General features: G+C 46.3%; 17 protein-coding genes and 1 other RNA gene. 9 read left to right on the top strand and 9 right to left on the bottom strand.

What is annotated here, in order from left to right; translation table 11 throughout:
- Positions 1–9: 9 nt before the first annotated feature.
- Positions 10–1494 (top strand): lipopolysaccharide biosynthesis protein, encoded by a 1485-nt coding sequence (locus tag E1919_RS05565; RefSeq protein WP_162052368.1) that lies wholly within the window; start codon positions 10–12, stop codon positions 1492–1494.
- A gap of 74 nt (positions 1495–1568) precedes the next feature.
- On the opposite strand, the gene E1919_RS05560 is transcribed toward E1919_RS05565, so the two are convergent.
- Positions 1569–2693 (bottom strand): DegT/DnrJ/EryC1/StrS family aminotransferase, encoded by a 1125-nt coding sequence (locus E1919_RS05560; protein ID WP_162052367.1) that lies wholly within the window; start codon positions 2691–2693, stop codon positions 1569–1571.
- Between the two features lie 151 nt (positions 2694–2844).
- Here E1919_RS05560 and E1919_RS05555 point away from each other — a divergent pair, with 151 nt between their 5' ends.
- Entirely contained in the window at positions 2845–3504 is a 660-nt protein-coding gene (locus E1919_RS05555; RefSeq protein WP_162052366.1) for a hypothetical protein, read from the top strand.
- 152 nt (positions 3505–3656) lie between these two features.
- Here E1919_RS05555 and E1919_RS05550 read toward each other — a convergent pair whose 3' ends face one another.
- The 4 genes from E1919_RS05550 to ffs all read right to left on the bottom strand — a co-directional run bounded on the left by E1919_RS05550 (position 3657) and on the right by ffs (position 5542).
- Complete coding sequence (locus E1919_RS05550; protein WP_162052365.1) at positions 3657–4367, bottom strand: cell division ATP-binding protein FtsE; 711 nt, start codon at positions 4365–4367, stop codon at positions 3657–3659.
- Between the two features lie 4 nt (positions 4368–4371).
- Positions 4372–4575 (bottom strand): fructose-6-phosphate aldolase, encoded by a 204-nt coding sequence (locus tag E1919_RS05545; protein WP_115564345.1) that lies wholly within the window; start codon positions 4573–4575, stop codon positions 4372–4374.
- Positions 4576–4680: 105 nt separating this feature from the next.
- Positions 4681–5337, bottom strand: a complete 657-nt coding sequence (gene fsa, locus E1919_RS05540; RefSeq protein ID WP_162052364.1) for a fructose-6-phosphate aldolase — start codon at positions 5335–5337, stop codon at positions 4681–4683.
- A 104-nt stretch (positions 5338–5441) separates the two neighbouring features.
- Positions 5442–5542, bottom strand: an RNA gene (ffs, locus tag E1919_RS05535) — signal recognition particle sRNA small type.
- A gap of 258 nt (positions 5543–5800) precedes the next feature.
- Here ffs and guaA point away from each other — a divergent pair.
- The 6 genes from guaA (at position 5801) to E1919_RS05505 (ending at position 12524) form a co-directional block, all read left to right on the top strand.
- Positions 5801–7330 carry a glutamine-hydrolyzing GMP synthase gene (gene guaA, locus E1919_RS05530; RefSeq protein WP_162052363.1) on the top strand — a complete coding sequence of 510 codons (1530 nt, stop codon included), beginning with the start codon at positions 5801–5803 and terminating at the stop codon, positions 7328–7330.
- A 93-nt stretch (positions 7331–7423) separates the two neighbouring features.
- Positions 7424–9124 carry an ABC transporter substrate-binding protein gene (locus E1919_RS05525; RefSeq protein ID WP_162052362.1) on the top strand — a complete coding sequence of 567 codons (1701 nt, stop codon included), beginning with the start codon at positions 7424–7426 and terminating at the stop codon, positions 9122–9124.
- A 28-nt stretch (positions 9125–9152) separates the two neighbouring features.
- Positions 9153–10457, top strand: a complete 1305-nt coding sequence (hemL, locus tag E1919_RS05520; RefSeq protein WP_162052361.1) for a glutamate-1-semialdehyde 2,1-aminomutase — start codon at positions 9153–9155, stop codon at positions 10455–10457.
- Positions 10458–10664: 207 nt separating this feature from the next.
- A complete protein-coding gene (dcd, locus tag E1919_RS05515) occupies positions 10665–11201 on the top strand; it encodes a dCTP deaminase (protein ID WP_162052360.1) in 537 nt (178 codons plus the stop codon).
- 178 nt (positions 11202–11379) lie between these two features.
- Positions 11380–11826, top strand: a complete 447-nt coding sequence (locus E1919_RS05510; protein ID WP_162052359.1) for a hypothetical protein — start codon at positions 11380–11382, stop codon at positions 11824–11826.
- 239 nt (positions 11827–12065) lie between these two features.
- A complete protein-coding gene (locus E1919_RS05505) occupies positions 12066–12524 on the top strand; it encodes a hypothetical protein (protein WP_162052358.1) in 459 nt (152 codons plus the stop codon).
- A gap of 76 nt (positions 12525–12600) precedes the next feature.
- Here the strand turns inward: E1919_RS05505 and gldC are convergent, their stop codons facing one another.
- A complete protein-coding gene (gene gldC, locus E1919_RS05500) occupies positions 12601–12945 on the bottom strand; it encodes a gliding motility protein GldC (protein ID WP_115564352.1) in 345 nt (114 codons plus the stop codon).
- Positions 12946–13021: 76 nt separating this feature from the next.
- On the opposite strand from gldC, the gene E1919_RS05495 reads away from it, so the two are divergent.
- A complete protein-coding gene (locus E1919_RS05495; RefSeq protein ID WP_162052357.1) occupies positions 13022–14065 on the top strand; it encodes an endonuclease/exonuclease/phosphatase family protein in 1044 nt (347 codons plus the stop codon).
- A 303-nt stretch (positions 14066–14368) separates the two neighbouring features.
- Here E1919_RS05495 and dnaN read toward each other — a convergent pair whose 3' ends face one another.
- The 3 genes from dnaN to gldF form a co-directional block, all read right to left on the bottom strand.
- Positions 14369–15493 (bottom strand): DNA polymerase III subunit beta, encoded by a 1125-nt coding sequence (dnaN, locus tag E1919_RS05490; RefSeq protein WP_162052356.1) that lies wholly within the window; start codon positions 15491–15493, stop codon positions 14369–14371.
- A gap of 107 nt (positions 15494–15600) precedes the next feature.
- Positions 15601–17292, bottom strand: coding sequence for a gliding motility-associated ABC transporter substrate-binding protein GldG (gldG, locus tag E1919_RS05485; protein WP_162052355.1), 1692 nt, complete (start codon positions 17290–17292; stop codon positions 15601–15603).
- Positions 17286–18014, bottom strand: coding sequence for a gliding motility-associated ABC transporter permease subunit GldF (gene gldF / locus E1919_RS05480; RefSeq protein ID WP_162052354.1), 729 nt, complete (start codon positions 18012–18014; stop codon positions 17286–17288). Before gldF ends, gldG begins: the two co-directional genes overlap by 7 nt.
- Positions 18015–18082: the final 68 nt, after the last annotated feature.

Genomic DNA, 18082 nt, shown 5'->3' with positions numbered 1-18082 from the left:
GCTTTTTTAATGAGGAAATTACAGCGCGAAGGTATCTGGAACACCACCATCTCGTACGCCGGTATCTTTATCGGCTATGTGAATACCATCCTGCTTTTCCCCAACTTCCTGGATGAAGCAGAGGTAGGACTCACGCGCCTCCTGCTCACCATATCAGTTATGTTTGCGCAGTTCTCAGCACTGGGGTTTGTGAACATGAGTACCCGCTATTTCCCTTATTTCCGGGACAAAGCGCAACAGCACAACGGCTTTCTCTTCCTGCTGTTAGCAGTACCTGTACTGGGTTTTGCCGTAGCAACGGGTATTTACCTGCTGCTGAAGCCTTCCGTAATAAATTACTACGAAGAGAAGTCGCCGCTGATCCTTGATTATTATTACTACATTATTCCGCTGGCACTTTTCACGCTGCTGTACAACATGTTCACAGCGTATCTGCGGTCTTTGTACAAAACCATTGTTTCCTCTTTTGTGCAGGACTTCCTGCTTCGTATTCTTACCACGCTCCTAATAGCTATATACGCATTGGGCGTGATGGATTTTCGGCAGTTCGTGCTGCTGTACATTATTATTAACTCGGTAGGCGCATTGGTACTGGTGGCGTATACCATCTGGCTGAAACAGCTTTACCTGCGCCCCTCCTGGACGGGTCTGCGTATAATCCCGATGCGGGAGATGCTATACTATGGTTTTTTCACATTTCTTGGAAATCTCTCTACCACCATCATCACCACCATTGACCAGGTCATGATCAGTGCCTATAGCCTGAGTGCCAATGGCATCTACACCACGGCCTTTTTTATGACAAGCGCTATTATGGTGCCGGCAAGGTCTATTCTCAAAATTGCCTCCCCTCAGGTGGCCGATTTCTGGAAAGAAAAAAACATGGAGGGAATGGAGAATCTGTACAGGCACGTGACGATGGTGAACCTGATAGTGGGACTGCTGCTCTTCATAGGTATATGGGCGAACATTGACAATCTCTTTTCTTTTATGCCGGAGACATACCGTGCAGGGAAGTATGTGGTTCTTTTTCTCTCCTTTGCCCGTATAGTGGATTTGGCAACCAGCCTGAACGGTGTGATTTTAGCGACTTCTGATAAGTTTCGCTGGGACCTTGGCTTTAACATTGTGCTGGCCATACTTACTGTCGGTACGAACTGGTACTTTATTCCACTCTACGGCATCAACGGGGCAGCGCTTGCCTCCATGCTGTCCTATGTTTTCATGAATCTTACCCGCCTTTTCTTTGTGCAGTTCATTTATAAAATACAGCCCTTTACGTGGAGTTCGGCTCAAATTGTAGTAATAGCAGCTGTTGCATTAGGTGTCTCATACCTGGTGCCGTATCTACAGAATGTGTTTGTTGATATGGTAGTGCGCTCCCTCCTGATCACAGTTATATATGGTGGCCTGAGCATCGGCTTAAATATATACCCGGAAATGAACGCATGGCTGAAGAAGGTGATTTTTGGCTTTACTGGCTGGAAGCTCTAGTTAAATGTTTTACATGTAAGCTACTGTTTTATTAATAAACCATCTTAATGCGGCCTATATAAAGAGCAGCAACTTTAGGCTTGGCGATGAACATAGTTCAGCACGTGGTGGCAAATATATTCCAACTGGTCCTGTTTCAACTCTGTGTGCATAGGCAGCGACAGCACACTTTGGGCTAGCTTTTCTGATACAGGAAAATCACCCGGCTTATTGTTCAAAGAAACGAACGTTTGCTGCAGATGCAGGGGCTTTGGGTAATACACCACACTTGGGATATGATTGTCCCGCAGGTAAATCTGTAACCCATCTCTTAATTCAGGGGCCACCTTAATAGTGTACTGATGATACACATGCGTACTGTAGGGCGACCGAACAGGTGCCTGCACCAGTTCCGTATCAGCGAAGGCATCATCATAAAAATGGGCTACTCCTTCCCTCTTCCTGTTGAAGGAATCCATTATTTTGATTTTCACCTCCAGCATCGCCGCCTGTAAAGTGTCCAGTGCTGCACCGCTAATGCTGCCTGTAACCGATATTTCAGGCTGAGTTAAATATTGAATCCTTTCTGCAAGTGTTGCATCATTTGTAAACAGCGCTGCTGCTTCTCCTGTATCGGGTAAAGGTTTGGTCGGGAAAAAGGAAGTGACACCTATGTGCCCGATACTCCCGCTTTTAGCTGCCTGCTTACCAGGTTCCGCATAAAAGGCTCCTAAGGATTGTGTTGCATCCTCTACCACCCACAGTTTATGCTCCTGTGCCATTGCCATGAAAGCATTCATCGGCGCGCACTGCCCAAACAGGTGTACCGGTACAATGGCGGAAGTGGCTGGCGTAATAACTTTTTCTACGGCCGCAGGGTCTAAGGTAAATGAATCTGGCAGCACATCCGCAAACACAGGTTTCAATCCTAACTGCATCACCACTTCAGCCACTGATGAATTATTAAAAGCAGGCATTACAACCTCTGCTCCTTCCGGTAGTTCCAAGGCTTTTAGCGCCAAATGAAGGGCAAAGGTATCATGAACACAGGGTATGGAATGGCGCACCTGCATATATTTCTCCAGCTTATTTGCAAAACTGCTAACCTGTGGGCCGTTCACAAACTCCATGTTTTCCATTACAGCGTTGAAGGCAGCATCCAATTCAGGTTTCAGCTGCGCATAAGCGGCCTTCGTATTTGCCATTTTTATGTCTTCCATGCCTTTACATTTTACAGGTACAAATATAGGCACTGCAGGGGCAAAACCGCAGTACAGCTCCTTTGTCAGCCTTAAAATGCCCGCTCTGCCTCCTACACGTAACCATGATGTTTAAGATGCGTTACTAAATATCATCCATAAAAAATATTTTATGCTTCACAAAATTAAAACCCTAACACTTACTCTTTGCCTGCCACTGCTGATATCCTGCAACTCAGAAAATGAACAACAGACAGCGGAAACCGATGTAGTCTATGAAGATTACCAAACGTTTGTGACAGACATTGAGCGGGAGTCGCTCACAGAAACAGAATTGCGGGCTATAGAGTCGGAAACATATGACAGTGCGGAATGGGAAGCGATGAAAGAAAACATGCAGCAGCAGTTTAATCAGCGGCTACAGGCGGTGGAGCAAAACCAAGACCAATACTCAGAAGAGCAGCGTCAGGAGATTTTGGACCTCGAGAACAGGTATAATCAGGCGGTTGAAAGACGCGGACAACAGTATGATGACGCTAACAGAAGGTACAGGCTACGAAGGGAACTGCTAGGGGTGGAAATAACTCAAAACGACTTAAGTGAAATAACCCAGAACAATATTGCTGAAACTTACCAGCGCTTTGTAGACACCGTTGCCGAGAACGGACAGAATTATGAAGGGCGCGATTGGGAAATGGTTGAAGGATGGTGGACTTCCCTGAACAACCGCTACAGAAGCCTGCAGGCAGAAATACCACAGCAGACAACCATTACCATTGAACAAGCCCAGGAACGTTATAGAGAGCTAAGAACTCAGTATAACATACAGTAGTTGCAGGATATTGCAGCGTCACTTTCCTGCCGCTGCCGAGTCATCTTTCAGAATACTTACTTATATTATACTATCTGTGTGTCTTATACTATCTGTGTGTCAGCCAACTATAAGAGGCTAATTACAACAAAGGGCTTGGGGGAAATAGTGTTTCAGAATCCGTTTATCAAATTAAACTCCTGCACCTGTGAGTCGAGCACTTTGCCTTCTACACACTTCAGGACACGCTTCGGATAACGTTTGATGATTTCGTAATTATGTGTAGCCATCAGAATGGCTGTGCCGCTGTTGTTGATCTCTGAGAAAAGTGTCATGATGCCATCGGCTACCATTGGGTCGAGGTTACCGGTAGGCTCATCGGCAAATAAGATGACAGGCTCATTAAGCAGGGCCCGAGCAATGACAATGCGCTGCTGCTCACCACCAGAAAGCTGATGTGGCATTCTGCTGGCTGCGGCATCAAGGCCAACACGCATCAAGACTTCTGAAATACGCTGCTTTATTCTGGACTTGTCTTTCCAGCCAGTAGCACGTAGTACAAAAGTAAGGTTCTCTGCCACTGAGCGATCAAAAAGTAGCTGGAAATCCTGAAAGATAATGCCGATTTTGCGGCGCAGGTAAGGCACCTGCTTGCGGGGCAGTTTCGTCAGCTTGAAGTCAGCGACAGATCCGTGGCCTGCCAGAAGTGGCAGGTCCGCATAAAGGGTTTTAAGAAGCGAGCTTTTGCCACTTCCGGTACGACCTACCAGGTACACAAATTCCCCTTTTTCAACATCAAAACTGACATTACTGAGAATAGTGTTCACGTCCTGAAAGACGGCCACATCGCGCAGCGATACCACAGGGGTAGAGGAAAAACTCATAAAACTAAATTTCTAACTTCTGAAGCTTGCCAAAATCAAGAGATGCGATAACGGCTGCTAAGGCATCTTCCTTTCCTTCCAGCCCATACCGGTCCAGGTTCTTGAGCGGGCGGTCAGCTCTAAAATAAGCAATCAGCACAAAATTACTGTCCCGCAGCTGGATATAATCCGGTATTTTGGCTTTGCCCTTTACTTTGATGATGTACATCTATTTGAATTATGAATTAGAAAATATGAATTATGAATTCATAAACGTTCAGAAGGTTATGCCCTCCAACCATTTATAATTCATAATTCATCATTCATAATTGGATTACTTGTTTCCTTTGGCGTGATCAGAGAGGAATGTTGCCAGTCCGCTGTCCGTTAAAGGGTGCTTCAGCAGGCCTGTGATAACAGACAATGGGCATGTTACTACGTCTGCTCCAATTTCAGCACACTGCACCAGGTGCATCACGTGGCGAACAGAGGCTGCCAGTACTTCTGTCTGGTATCCGTAATTATCGTAAATCTGCACGATTTGCTCTATAAGATTCAATCCGTTCGTTGACACGTCATCCAAACGGCCTACAAAAGGAGAAACATACGTAGCACCCGCTTTTGCAGCTAGTAAAGCCTGACCGGCAGAGAATACCAACGTACAGTTAGTTTTGATGCCTTTGTCACTGAAGTAACGAATAGCTTTTATTCCTTCACGAATCATCGGCACTTTTACAACGATGTTAGGGTGCAGGTCAGCTAAGGCCTCTCCTTCCCGTACAATCTCATCGAAGTCTGTTGCAATAACTTCAGCGCTAATGTCGCCGTCTACAATCTCGCAGATTTTCTTGTAGTGCGCCATCACGTTATCATGGCCGAAAATGCCTTCTTTTGCCATTAGGGAAGGATTGGTGGTTACACCATCCAAAACGCCTAAGTCAGATGCTTCCTGTATGTCTTGCAGGTTAGCGGTGTCAATAAAAAATTTCATAATGCTTGTGTGTTGATTTATTCACAAATCTAACGCATTAATCGAGAATCAGGAAAGTAAACAGTGGGAATTTTGGAGAAAGCCTAAAGCTTCAGGATAGGGAAAAAAAGTGGCAAACCGACATCGCGCCGCTCAACCGCCTACCCTTGCTACCTTCCGGTCCTGGGGGAGTTCGGCGGGAGCTGGCCGTGCCGATTTGCCAATGCAAAGGTACTAAAAAAGATATTCAGTGCAAATACACCAGTTAAAATAACACAGATTTCTTTCCCTCTAAAAGCTATTTTATTCAGCATCAACAGCTTTAGTAAATAAAAAACTTAGCACAAGCTCTTATCAAACAACCAGCCAGCGCTTGATGCAAAATACACCCATTTCAAAACTCTTCCTTGCCGGCTACTTTCTTCAGCTGATGCATATATCTAATAAAATTGGCAAAAACTGTAAAAGCACCTTACCTTTGCACATGCCAGAAAAAATTCTCATTCTCGATTTTGGCTCCCAATACACCCAACTAATTGCCAGAAGGGTGCGCGAGCTAAATGTATATTGCGAAATATACCCTTTCAATAATGTGCCACCCCTTACAGATGAAGTAAAGGGTGTTATATTCTCGGGCAGCCCCTGCTCGGTACGTGACGAAGAGCACCCTACCTTAGATTTAAGCCAGTACCTCGGCAAGCAGCCAGTTTTGGGTGTATGTTATGGTGCGCAGCTCATTGCCCACGAGCATGGTGGAGACGTAACGCCATCTACTATCCGGGAGTATGGTCGTGCCCGCCTCAGCGAACTGCATAACGCAGACCGCCTGCTGAAAGAACTTACACTTGGTTCCGTGGTGTGGATGTCGCATGGAGACACTATTAAAGAGGTTCCGGATAACATTGAAGTTATTGCCAGCACACCAAGTGTGCGCGTGGCAGCCTACAAGCTGCGTGGCCAGGAAACCTATGGCATCCAGTTCCACCCGGAGGTAACACACTCCGATGAAGGGAAAACGCTGCTTCGCAATTTCGTGGTGCACATTTGCGGCTGCCAGCAAGACTGGACGGCAGAACAATTTGTGGAAGGCACTGTTGCACAGCTGCAGGAGAAGATAGGTAACGACAAAGTTGTACTGGGCTTGTCCGGAGGGGTTGACTCCAGTGTGGCGGCCATGCTGATTCACCAGGCAGTTGGCAAAAACCTGTACTGCATCTTTGTAGATAACGGCCTGCTCCGCAAAGACGAGTTCGAAACCGTGCTCGACTCTTACAAGCACATGGGCTTAAACGTGAAAGGCCTGGATGCGAAAGACAGATTTTATGCCGCTTTAGAAGGTATAAGAGATCCGGAGCTGAAGCGTAAAGCCATTGGCAGAACCTTTATAGAAGTTTTTGACGATGAGGCACACCAGATAGAGGACGTGAAGTGGCTGGCGCAGGGTACCATTTACCCTGACGTTATCGAATCCCTCAGCGTAAACGGTCCGTCTGCCACTATCAAGTCGCACCACAACGTTGGTGGCCTGCCAGATTTTATGAAGTTGCAGGTAGTAGAGCCGCTGAACACGCTATTCAAGGATGAAGTGCGTTTAGTAGGAAGAACGCTGAAGATAGAGGAAACAATCATCGGCCGCCACCCCTTCCCTGGACCTGGCCTGGCTATCCGCATCCTGAGCGACATTACACCGCAGAAAGTATACATCCTGCAGCAAGTGGATCACATCTTTATCAGCAGCCTGAAAAGCGCCGGATTGTACGATGAGGTATGGCAGGCAGGAGCTATCCTTACACCGGTACAATCAGTGGGTGTAATGGGCGACGAACGTACCTATGAGCATGTGGTGGCGCTTCGTGCCGTAACAAGTGTGGATGGTATGACAGCCGATTGGTGCCGTTTACCGTACGAGTTCCTGGCAGATGTTTCTAATGAAATTATTAACAAGGTAAAAGGCGTTAACCGCGTGGTGTATGACATCAGCTCTAAACCACCTGCTACTATTGAGTGGGAATAACGTTAAGAAGAAAGACATTTCGACAAAGGAGGAAAGATAAGTTCAGAAACTTGTCATTCATCCTTTGTCTCTTCTCCTTCATCATATAAAGATATGAATCAAAGCTTTTGGAATAAAGCCGCTGGCCTATTGCTGCTTGGGGCGCTGGCTATGCCGGCGCATGCGCAGGTACAGGATGCCAGCACAAACTATAACAATGGCAAGATACTCCTGCAGCAGCAGCGGTATGACTTGGCAATGGCTGAGCTTTTGCCTCTAACTGGCAGCAATAGCCCTTATGCACCGGAAGCTTCTTATTTTTATGCCTTATCGGCCTTAAAGAACAACAAGCCCGACGAAGCATACCAGATGCTGCTGCAGCTTCAAAACCAGCACCCGAACTGGCGCGGAATGGCTGATGCAGATTACCTGCTGGCAAACGTCTTATTTGAGCAGGGAGACTATGAGCGGGCGCTGAGCAAACTTCAGGAATTAAAAGGTAGCGCTTTGGCAAGTGATGCGGAAGGCCTGAAGCGGTTTTACCTTAACAGCCTAAATGATAAAGCGACTTTTGAGCGCCTGGTGCAGCGTTACCAAGATGATAAAACAGTAGCACAAGTGTATGCTGATAAGCTCATCGGAGGATGGTACCGACCGCAGGATCGCCAGAGGCTGGAGAACTTGGTTGCTAGGCACAACTTAGACCGTAGCCGTTATCTAAATCCCAATGTACTGCGTGGACAGGAATATAATGTAGCTTTGCTTCTCCCCTTTCAGCTGAACCAGGATTTACAGCAGACTGCCCGTAAAAGTCAGTTTGTAACAGATATGTATGCTGGCATGAAGCTAGCGCAGGATTCGCTGCAGAAGCAGGGAATAGACATTAACCTGTTTACTTACGACACCAGCGCCGATACCATGAGCTTGAAAAGGGTGCTAGACATGACGGAGCTGAAACAAATGAGCCTTTTAATCGGACCCATCTATAAATCAACGGCAAAGGTGGCATCACGTTTTGCAGCACAACACAACATCAACGTTATCAACCCACTGTCGCAGGATTTGGATGTGGCAGAAGGCAATAGCAATGTGTTCTTATTTGAATCCTCTGTCGCTACACAGGCAAAACAGGCGGCAGCATATGCATATCAGAATTTCTCACCTAAAACAGCAGTTATTGTTTACGAGGACACTAAAGACGACACCAATTTTGCGAACCTTTACCGGCAGCATTTTGAAAAGTTAGGAGGAAAGGTAAGGATATTCAGCAAAATCAAGTCTAGTGAGACAACTGCTACGGCCACTGCGTTCAGAGGTCTTAATTTGGAGAATGCAGGTCATATGGCGGTTTTCTCAGATAAAATGACAGCAGCCGTAAACACAACAAGCCTCCTGCAGGGCAAGGCACGTACGCTGCCCCTTGTCACATACGATAAATGGCTGGATATAAATCAGATTAGCCTGCGGCAGCTCGACGACCTGGAGGTGTTCTTCATCAGCCCAAAGTACGTGAACAAGCTGAACCCGCTCAACGATTGGTTTAGGAAACAGTATATCAGCCAGTATAACCTTCCGCCGTCTATTTATGCTTATGCAGGCTTTGAGATGTTGTACTACTTTGGCACAATGCTCAAGAACCACGGTCCGCAGTTTAATCAGCAGCTGGCGCAGTCCGGTTCCAGGTTAGGAGTATTTTACCCGGGCATGAGCTATACTGATTCTAACAACAAAAGCGAAGTACATCCTGATAACCAGTATGTACCCATTACTAAATTAGAGAACTTACAACTTACTGTTGTCAATCCTGTTCTTTAATTCAAACTCATTTTGACATTAATTACTTATGATAAAAGCACAAGTAAGCAACGAGCTGTTCCAACGGGCACAAAACAGCATTCCGGGGGGTGTCAACTCCCCTGTCAGAGCTTTTAGAGCCGTTGGAGGTAATCCTAGATTCATGGTCTCCGCCAAAGGACCATATTTGTTTGATGAAGATGGCAACCAATTCCTGGACCTGATAAACTCCTGGGGGCCTATGATTCTGGGACACGCCGCGGAAGTGGTACAGGAGGCAGTGCAGAAAGCTATTCCAGACTCACTCTCCTTCGGCGCCCCAACCCGCAAGGAAATCGAAATTGCAGAGCTCATTGTGAGCATGGTTCCAAGTATCGAGAAAGTGCGCATGGTGAACTCTGGTACGGAGGCAACCATGTCTGCTATTCGGGTGGCGCGCGGCTATACCGGCAGGGATAAAATCATAAAGTTTGAAGGCTGCTACCACGGCCACGGCGACTCTTTTCTGATTTCAGCAGGTAGCGGTGCCATTACTTTAGGTGTTCCGGATAGTCCGGGCGTAACCAAAGGCACTGCCAACGATACACTCACCGCTCCTTATAATAACCTGGACGCTGTGAAAATACTGGTAGAGGCAAATAAGGGACAAGTGGCTGCCATTATATTAGAACCGGTAGCTGGCAACATGGGCCTTGTTACCCCACAGCTGAACTTCCTAAAAGGGCTGCGGGACCTGTGCGACAAGGAAGGCATTGTGCTTGTTTTCGATGAGGTGATGACAGGTTTTAGACTGGCTCCGGGTGGGGCGCAGGAAGTATACGGTGTGACACCTGATATGAGCACGCTGGGCAAAATTATAGGAGGCGGTATGCCGGTGGGGGCCTATGGTGGTAAAAAGGAGCTGATGGATTATGTAGCACCAGCGGGACCTGTTTACCAGGCAGGCACTTTATCTGGCAACCCTATCGCCATGTCGGCAGGGATGGCGATGCTCACTTACTTGAAAGAGCACCCGGAAACCTATACGCAGTTGGAGCAAACTTCCGCCAAAATGGTAGCCGGCATGCAGCAGAACATGCAACAATTAGGCCTGAACTATACCATCAACCGCATCGGCTCTATGTTCAGCATCTTCTTTACCCAGGAAAAAGTGGTTGATTTTGATACGGCAAAGACATCAGACACAGCTCTTTTTGGCCGCTATTTTAATAGCATGCTGCAACGAGGTGTCTATCTTGCTCCTTCTCAGTATGAAGCGCTCTTCGTATCAACAGCTGTAACAGATGACCTGGTAGCGCAATATGTGCAGGCCAACCTGGAAGCGCTTCAGGAGGTGCACCAGGGATTATTATAAAAAAGAGCTTCCCTTATCAGCAAAAGCAGCATCTACTACAGGTGCTGCTTTTGTATTTCCCTCTCAGCCTAAAATAATTCTGTGAGGGTGGTTAATAGCATACTCAGCAAAACAGCCCTGGCGCGGTGAAATAACCTAGCATTCACATACAATCCTTGTCTTATAGCAGCATATTTGCTTATTTTACAGACTATTTTTAGCCACACCATGATATTAACAGATAAGCAGATTTTATCAGAGATTGAAAAGGGAACCATCCTCGTAGAGCCATTTAACCGCGACTGCCTGGGTACAAACTCTTATGACGTGCACTTAGGGCGATACCTGGCAACCTATAAAGATGAGGTACTGGATGCCCGCAAACATAATGAAATAGACGTTTTTGAGATTCCAGAAGAGGGTTATGTACTGAGGCCGGGCACTTTATACCTTGGCGTTACACTGGAATATACCGAAACACATGCACATGTCCCTTTCCTGGAGGGCAAGTCCAGCGTAGGGCGGTTAGGAATAGACATTCACGCCACCGCAGGCAAAGGAGATGTGGGCTTCTGTAACACCTGGACGCTTGAAATTTCTGTGTCGCACCCGGTGCGTGTGTACTATGGCATGCCTGTTGGCCAGCTTATTTATTTTGAAGTAAGTGGCGGTATTGAGAACTACTACAACACCAAACAAAACGCAAAATACAATAACCGCACCACCAGGCCTGTTGAGTCTATGATGTGGAAGAATGAGTGGTAAATTTTACTAATTTATGCCAGAAAAGCCGTTTTTTAGCTAAAAAACGGCTTTTCTGGCATAATATCTGCACTATATTAGGCGTTACAATGATACAACTAAGCTTGAATTTTTTAACAATAAGCTGCGTTGTTTACAAAAGCAATTAAACCAAACTTAAAACTACAGAAAGAAATAAATTATGAAAAAGCTATTGATATTGACTTGCATGGTATTCAGTGGAGCATTCGCAGCTTCGGCACAAGACACACCAGGAATTTCAGCACAGGAGAGAGCTACAAACCTTTCCCATGAGATGATTCGGGATTTGCGACTGAATAACTATCAGTCAACAAAAGTAAACGAGATAAACCTTGATGTTGCCAAGCAAATGTTAGCTATTGAGAAGCAGTATGCAGGCAATCAGGAGAAAATAAATGAACTATGTAACGGCGTATGTGCCGAACGTGATCTAAAGTTAGAAAACGTACTGAGTACTGTACAGTATAACGAATATTTTGGTGACCGCAAGAACCTGGTAGCTCTTGACAGACAATTTATGAGTGACACCAACAAATCACGTGGTGGTAACGGTGTAGCATCATCCGAGACTGCATCAGGCTCATCACGAACAGTAAGTATCAACTAATCTCCATGCAAGCAAGGATTAATCTTTAGTTTTACTGAAATTTAAACATCAAAGCCGCTCCTTTCCAGGAGCGGCTTTGATGTTTATGGATGCCGCTTTACCACACCAGCCTCTTTTAATGTACCTCCTGCGGCGCTCCAACAGCTAATATAAACTTATACAGCCTCTGCTCCTATCTAAACCTACTTGATTTACGTATAAACAAGAAGAAGACAACTAAACAATCAAAAAGGAAGGACATGACAATGAAAAAAGTATTGGTAATGGCTTGTATGATGTTTGGTTCAACTTTAGCGACGAATGCCGCCGGAACTAAAATGGCTGCAAAAGCCCCTGGCGACAAATCGTCTAAAACTTTGGCAAGTTCTAGAGCGAAACATCTGTCAGATCAGATGATTCGCGGGTTGCATCTAAATAATTATCAGTCAAATAAGATAAGAGAAATTAATTTGAAGGTTGCAGAGCAGATTACCGCTATAGAAGAGGAAAATGCTGGCAACCAGTCAAAAATTGACGCACTAAGCAACAAAGTATACGCACAGCGGGATCGCTTTCTCGAAAACGTATTAAGTACAGTGCAGTATAACGACTATTTCGGCCTTCGCAAAGACTATACGGCTATGGACAAAGAGTTTACTGCCAATGCTGAACAGGAAGAAAATTTCGGTGAAGCTACAGCTAGTACAGGGGCAAAATAATTTCGTTAGTACATTAAGCACATTAGTATAAACCACAGCGCCTCCCCGGTTTCGGGAAGGCGCTGTGGTTTTATGCCTACTGCTTGTCGTTCTGCTGACGTTCCTGCTCTACATGCGTCATCAGTTCTTCGCAGAGCGCCTGTATTTTTTTTGCCATTACCTGGTCGCTGGTAGCAGTGGCAATGCTTTGTGCCATAGCCCCCATGGTATCAATGTAAAAATACTTCATCTCATCCACCGGCATATCCTTCGTCCACAAGTCTATCTTCATGGTACCCGCCTCGTCTCTGTCCCAGAGGGAGATGTTGATGGCTTTGGCAAAATGTATCTTATCTCCGGCATCCGTGGCACGCCAGCTGATGGCTTCCGGTACACGATTATCATCTAAGGCAATACTAAAATATATTTCAGATTTTTTCATTTGCTCAATTTTTAAACTTTATAGTGTATGAATCTCGTAATATTCTTATTCAGATATATGAGCACAAAGTTACACGATGCACCACGGAATTAAAACCCTCTCCCTTTTTTTTACCTTTATCCTGCTTATCGGATGCTCCAGGTCACCTATCTCTTCACAAAGAGGGAGACTCTATACCGTTGCTTTTTATAACTCGGAGGAGTTCTTCGACACAAACAACGATCCTCAAACCGCAGATGACGCCTATACCCCCACGGGTGCCAAGCAATGGACACAGGAGCGCTATAACAATAAAATGGAGAACATAGCGTCCGTTATAGCCAGTATTGGAGGCAAAGGAGGCCCGGCTATAGTTGGCCTTGCCGAAGTAGAAAACAAGCAAGTGGTAGAAGAACTGGTGAATACTCCTCTTCTAAAAAAGTTTGACTATGGCATTGTCCACCATGATATGCCAGATAACCAAGGCATGGATGTTGCGCTAATCTATCAGCCTAAACATTTCAAACCCACTTTCACCAAATCCATTCCTATAAACTTTGGCGCAAACTACAATTCACGTGACATTCTACAGGTAAAAGGAGAACTTAGAGGTGAATTGGTAACAATATACGTCACCCACTGGCCTCCCCGCAGCCGGACTAAGGCTGGTAAGCAGGATGATAGCCGGCTACGTAGTGCTGCAAAAACACTACGCCAGCAGATAGACCAGCAACAAGCTGCTGATGAAAACGCTAAGATCATCATACTAGGAGATTTCAACACAGAACCTGACGCTGCTGTCCTAAAACAGGTGCTGCAGGCTACCGGACGACCAGATCCTTCTTATGAAGAAGAACTGTTCAACACGCATTACCTGCCATTTGTTAACGGCTTTGGCTCCTATGCCAGCCAGGGAAATCTCCAGATGCTGGACCAAATCCTGGTATCAAAAGCATTGCTGAATGACGAGGCGGGGCTGCAATATGTGCGGGGCTCCGCTGGTATTTATAATCCAGACTTTATCAAACACATGTTCGGTAAGTACAGAGGCACCCCAAACCGCACCTTCTCCGGCAACCTCTACTTGGGCGGCTACAGCGACCATTTCCCGGTATACATCCAGTTGCGCAGAAAGCGATAGTGCAGCTTCATTGAAATAAACTGAGGTTAAGAAAAGAGTCTCAGCGGGACGACTTGTGTTAAGATATAAAACATGTTCTATTTATAGCTCCAGAGGAGTAACCTGTTATAGTATACTAAAAAGACTGCTCCTCTGGGGCTTTAATCCTTTAAGTTTTGAGAGTTATATAAAGAGCGCCCGGCTGGGACTGAAAACTACAAAAGATGGTTTTGTAGAAAAATCATATATAAAAAGAAAGGCGAGCACTATAGCTTGCCTTTCTTTTTATATATGATTGTATATCTTAAACTTTAGTAACCCTACTTACACGTAATTGTTAAGCATAACAGGCATTACCAGCATCAGCACGTTTTCACTGTCTTCGTTCACAAGCGGCATCAACAAACCAGCACGGTTTGGCGTGGAAAGCTCGAATGTGATTTCATCAGAATCAAGGTTGTTCAGCATCTCCATCAGGAATTTAGCGTTAAAACCAATTTCCATGTCCTCTCCTTCATACTGGCAGGTCAGGCGCTCATTCGCCTCATTAGAGAAGTCAAGATCCTCGGCAGACACTTGCAACTCAGACCCGTTCAGTTTCAGGCGTATCTGGTGTGTAGTTTTGTTTGAGTAAATAGAGATACGCTTTACAGAACTCAACAGGTCCTGACGATCAATCACCAGTTTGTTTGGGTTCTGCACCGGAATAACGTTCTCATAATCTGGATAACGCTCGTCGATCAGGCGGCAGATCATACGGATGTTGTCGAAGCTGAAGAAAGCGTTGGACTGATTAAACTCCATGCGAACAGCCGTGGCCTCTGAAGGAAGCGTAGATTTCAGCAGTGTGAAAGCCTTCCGCGGAATGATGAGGGAAGCTTCTTTGCTTGTCGCCACGTCCGTGCGTCGATACCGCAGCAGGCGGTGACCATCCGTAGCAACAAAAGTAACGCTGTCAGTGCGCAGCTGCACGAAGATACCCGTCATGGCCGGCCGAAGCTCATCGTTGCTAACGGCAAAAATTGTTTTGTTAATAGCTCTTGCCAAAGCATTAGAAGGAATCTCTATCGCATCGGCACCCTGCACTACTGGCACACGCGGGAAGTCCGTCGCATTTTCGCCAGATAGTTTATAGCGGCCGTTTGAAGAGCTGATCTCAATAGTATAAGTCTCTTCATCAATAGTGAACGTAACCGGCTGGTCGGGCAGGTTTTTCAGTGTTTCCAGCAAGATGCGGGCAGGAGCGGCAATACGTCCGTTCTCCTTTGCCTCTACCGGCAGCTCTGTGATCATGGATGTTTCCAGGTCACTTGCTGTGATGGTGAGGGTGCTGTTGTTAATCTCGAATAAAAAATTCTCGAGAATTGGCACGACCGGGTTGTTGGTAACCACTCCGTTGATGCTGGATAACTGCTTCAGAAGCGCAGATGAAGAGACGATAAATTTCATTATTCTACCTATAATGTTATTCGGACAAAGTTATAAATATTTCGCATTTCTCCTACGCCTTTCGCAAGTCCTTTTTCGCGTCCTGCTGTATAAGAGGCCGATAAAATTTAGAAGTGTTCATATTTGCGCTTCCGCAGGTAGTAACGGGTAACGCCAAAAATGCTCAACAGCACGATAGGTGCCACCAGGTTCAACAGCTGCCAATAGGTTTTCTCATCCCGCACGCGTACTCTGTCCAGCGGCCGGAGCTCGATCTGCTTGCTCCGCACATTTATCAAGCCCTCAGAGTCCAACAGGTAATGGATGGTGTTCATAGCCATGTCTCTGTTTGCAAAGGTGATGTTATTGTACCGATCGAAGCCAAGTTCATAGGCCTGGCCTGTACGTGGATTGATTTCGTTGCGCACTAGGTCGCCATCCGAAAAGACAGCAATCTTTGTAGGCACGCCCTGCTCCTTCACTTGCGTGTCCGGCACTCCGGCAGGAGGCCTGCGGTTGCGGAAAAGGGACGTAAACGCACCCTCCAGCAAATACCCCACAGGCTCTGGCCCTGCCTGAAAAAGTTCCGGGTTCACCTCCATACGCGCTTCTTCTAAAGTGATGGGTACAGGCGGCTCCAGCACCCTGGAGTAGGGTGAAGTAAACACCAGCGGTGTCTTTGTTATTCCATCTGCTCTCACAGTGTCAATAGTGCTAACAAACCGGGTATAAACGGCATCTAGATTGCGGGTTATCGGGTGTTGGCTAAAGTTATTCAGCAGCGGGAAGAAGCGCCAGTTAATCATCTCCGTCTGTGGCCGGTCGCCGGCATAGCCTGTTACCATGGGTATGAATCCTGAGTTTAAGTCCATAACTAAGGTAGGATTCAGGCGCACGCCATAACGGAAAAGCAGGTCATCCAGGTTGAGGTTATACGGGACGGCAAACATCCCTCCTGCGCCTACACTATCCATGTTGGCGTTCAGGGCATCCACAAAGAATACGGCCTTGCCGCCCTTCATAATAAACTGGTCGATTTTATATTTATCAGCCTCCGTAAACTGTTCCGTTGGCTTTGCCACAATGATCAGGTCAAGCCCCTGTAAACTCGGAATTTCACCTAATTCTCCCCGCGCCACCCTGTAATACTCCTGCAGTGACCCTAATAGGTCGGTTACCTGCTGCATCTGCAACTCTCCCTGCCCGGTGATATAGCCAATCACTTTATTGCCTTGAAAAGCCACTTTACGGATAGCACTTGCCAATTCATACTCTACCCCTTCCACGGATTGGTTCAGTCGCTCATCCGGTGAGGCGGCCAAGTTCCCCTTCAGCAGGTTTACGGCAGTTTCTTTGCCATTGTACCGTACGATAGCACCCGGAAATACCAGCCGCTCTACCTGCTTGCCTTCTTCTGTTGCTCTTAAATTTGTGGGGTTGATGCCTTTTTGAGCCAGATTTGTAATAAATTCTGTTCGCTGCTCCTGGTCTGAGATCTCGTTTGGGTCTATAAAGTTAAAACGTAGGTTGCCTCCGGAATAAATGCGGAACTCATCCAGCGTTTCGCGCACCGACTGCTGCAGCCGCTTGAAACCTGCCGGGAAATCACCCTCCAGGTATACATCCACCACCACTTCATTCTCCAGACTGCTCAGCATCTGCTTTGTAACCGGGGCAATGGTATACCGCTTGTCCTCTGTCAGGTCTAAGCGGAAGAAAAAATTAGCCGCTAGCACGTTCAGCAGAATGATACCGGCTACCCAGCCCACGAACTTTAGTATATCGCTGCTGCGTCTGCTCTTGTTTTGCACTGTTACCATTTTCTGCTCCTCAGGACAAGTTTAGTAGCTAAAATCATGACAGCAATAACGCTCAGAAAATAGAGCACATCCCGGGAATCAACCAGGCCTTTGCTGATGGAGCTATAGTGATAGGAAATACCCAGCTGGCTTATCAAGTAGCTGTAGCTGCCCCACACCGGCATAGAGGCAATCAGGTCAAACCCGGTGTAAATGATATAGCAAAGGAAAACTGCAACCACGAAAGAGATAATTTGGTTATCTGAAACAGAGGAGGCAAACACTCCTATAGCCGTAAAAACCCCTGCCAGGAAAATCAGACCGATATAGGAGCCTACCACTGCCGCAGAGTCGATATTGCCCTCTTGGTTACCTAGCTCATACACTGAATAGTAGTAGAGCAAAGTAGGGAGCAGCGCAAACAAGGCCAGCAGCAAGGCTGCAAAGTATTTACCCAGTATTAATTCCAAGTCAGTCAGTGGCTTAGTCAGCAGCAGCTCCATGGTCCCTTCACGCTTTTCTTCGGCAAACGTACGCATGGTAATTGCCGGGATCAGGAAAAGGAACAGCCAGGGCGCCATGTTGAAAAGTGTCTGCAAATCGGCAAAGCCATATTCCAGCACACTGCTTTCCGGAAACACCCACATGAACATCCCAATCGCCACCAGGAAAACCGTGATGACAATGTAGGCGATAAGCGAGTTAAGAAAGCCGTTAATTTCTTTTTTAAGTATGGAGAGCATTTTTTCTCAATTATGAACTATGAATTATAAATGATTTGCCTGTAGATTGCCTTTCCCATTCATGTCAT

Origin of the sequence: Pontibacter pamirensis (genome assembly GCF_010015475.1) — a bacterium.
Lineage (GTDB): Bacteria > Bacteroidota > Bacteroidia > Cytophagales > Hymenobacteraceae > Pontibacter > Pontibacter pamirensis.
The sequence above is the reverse complement of the archived record's forward strand: the minus strand, read 5'-3'. Positions and strand labels throughout refer to the sequence as shown.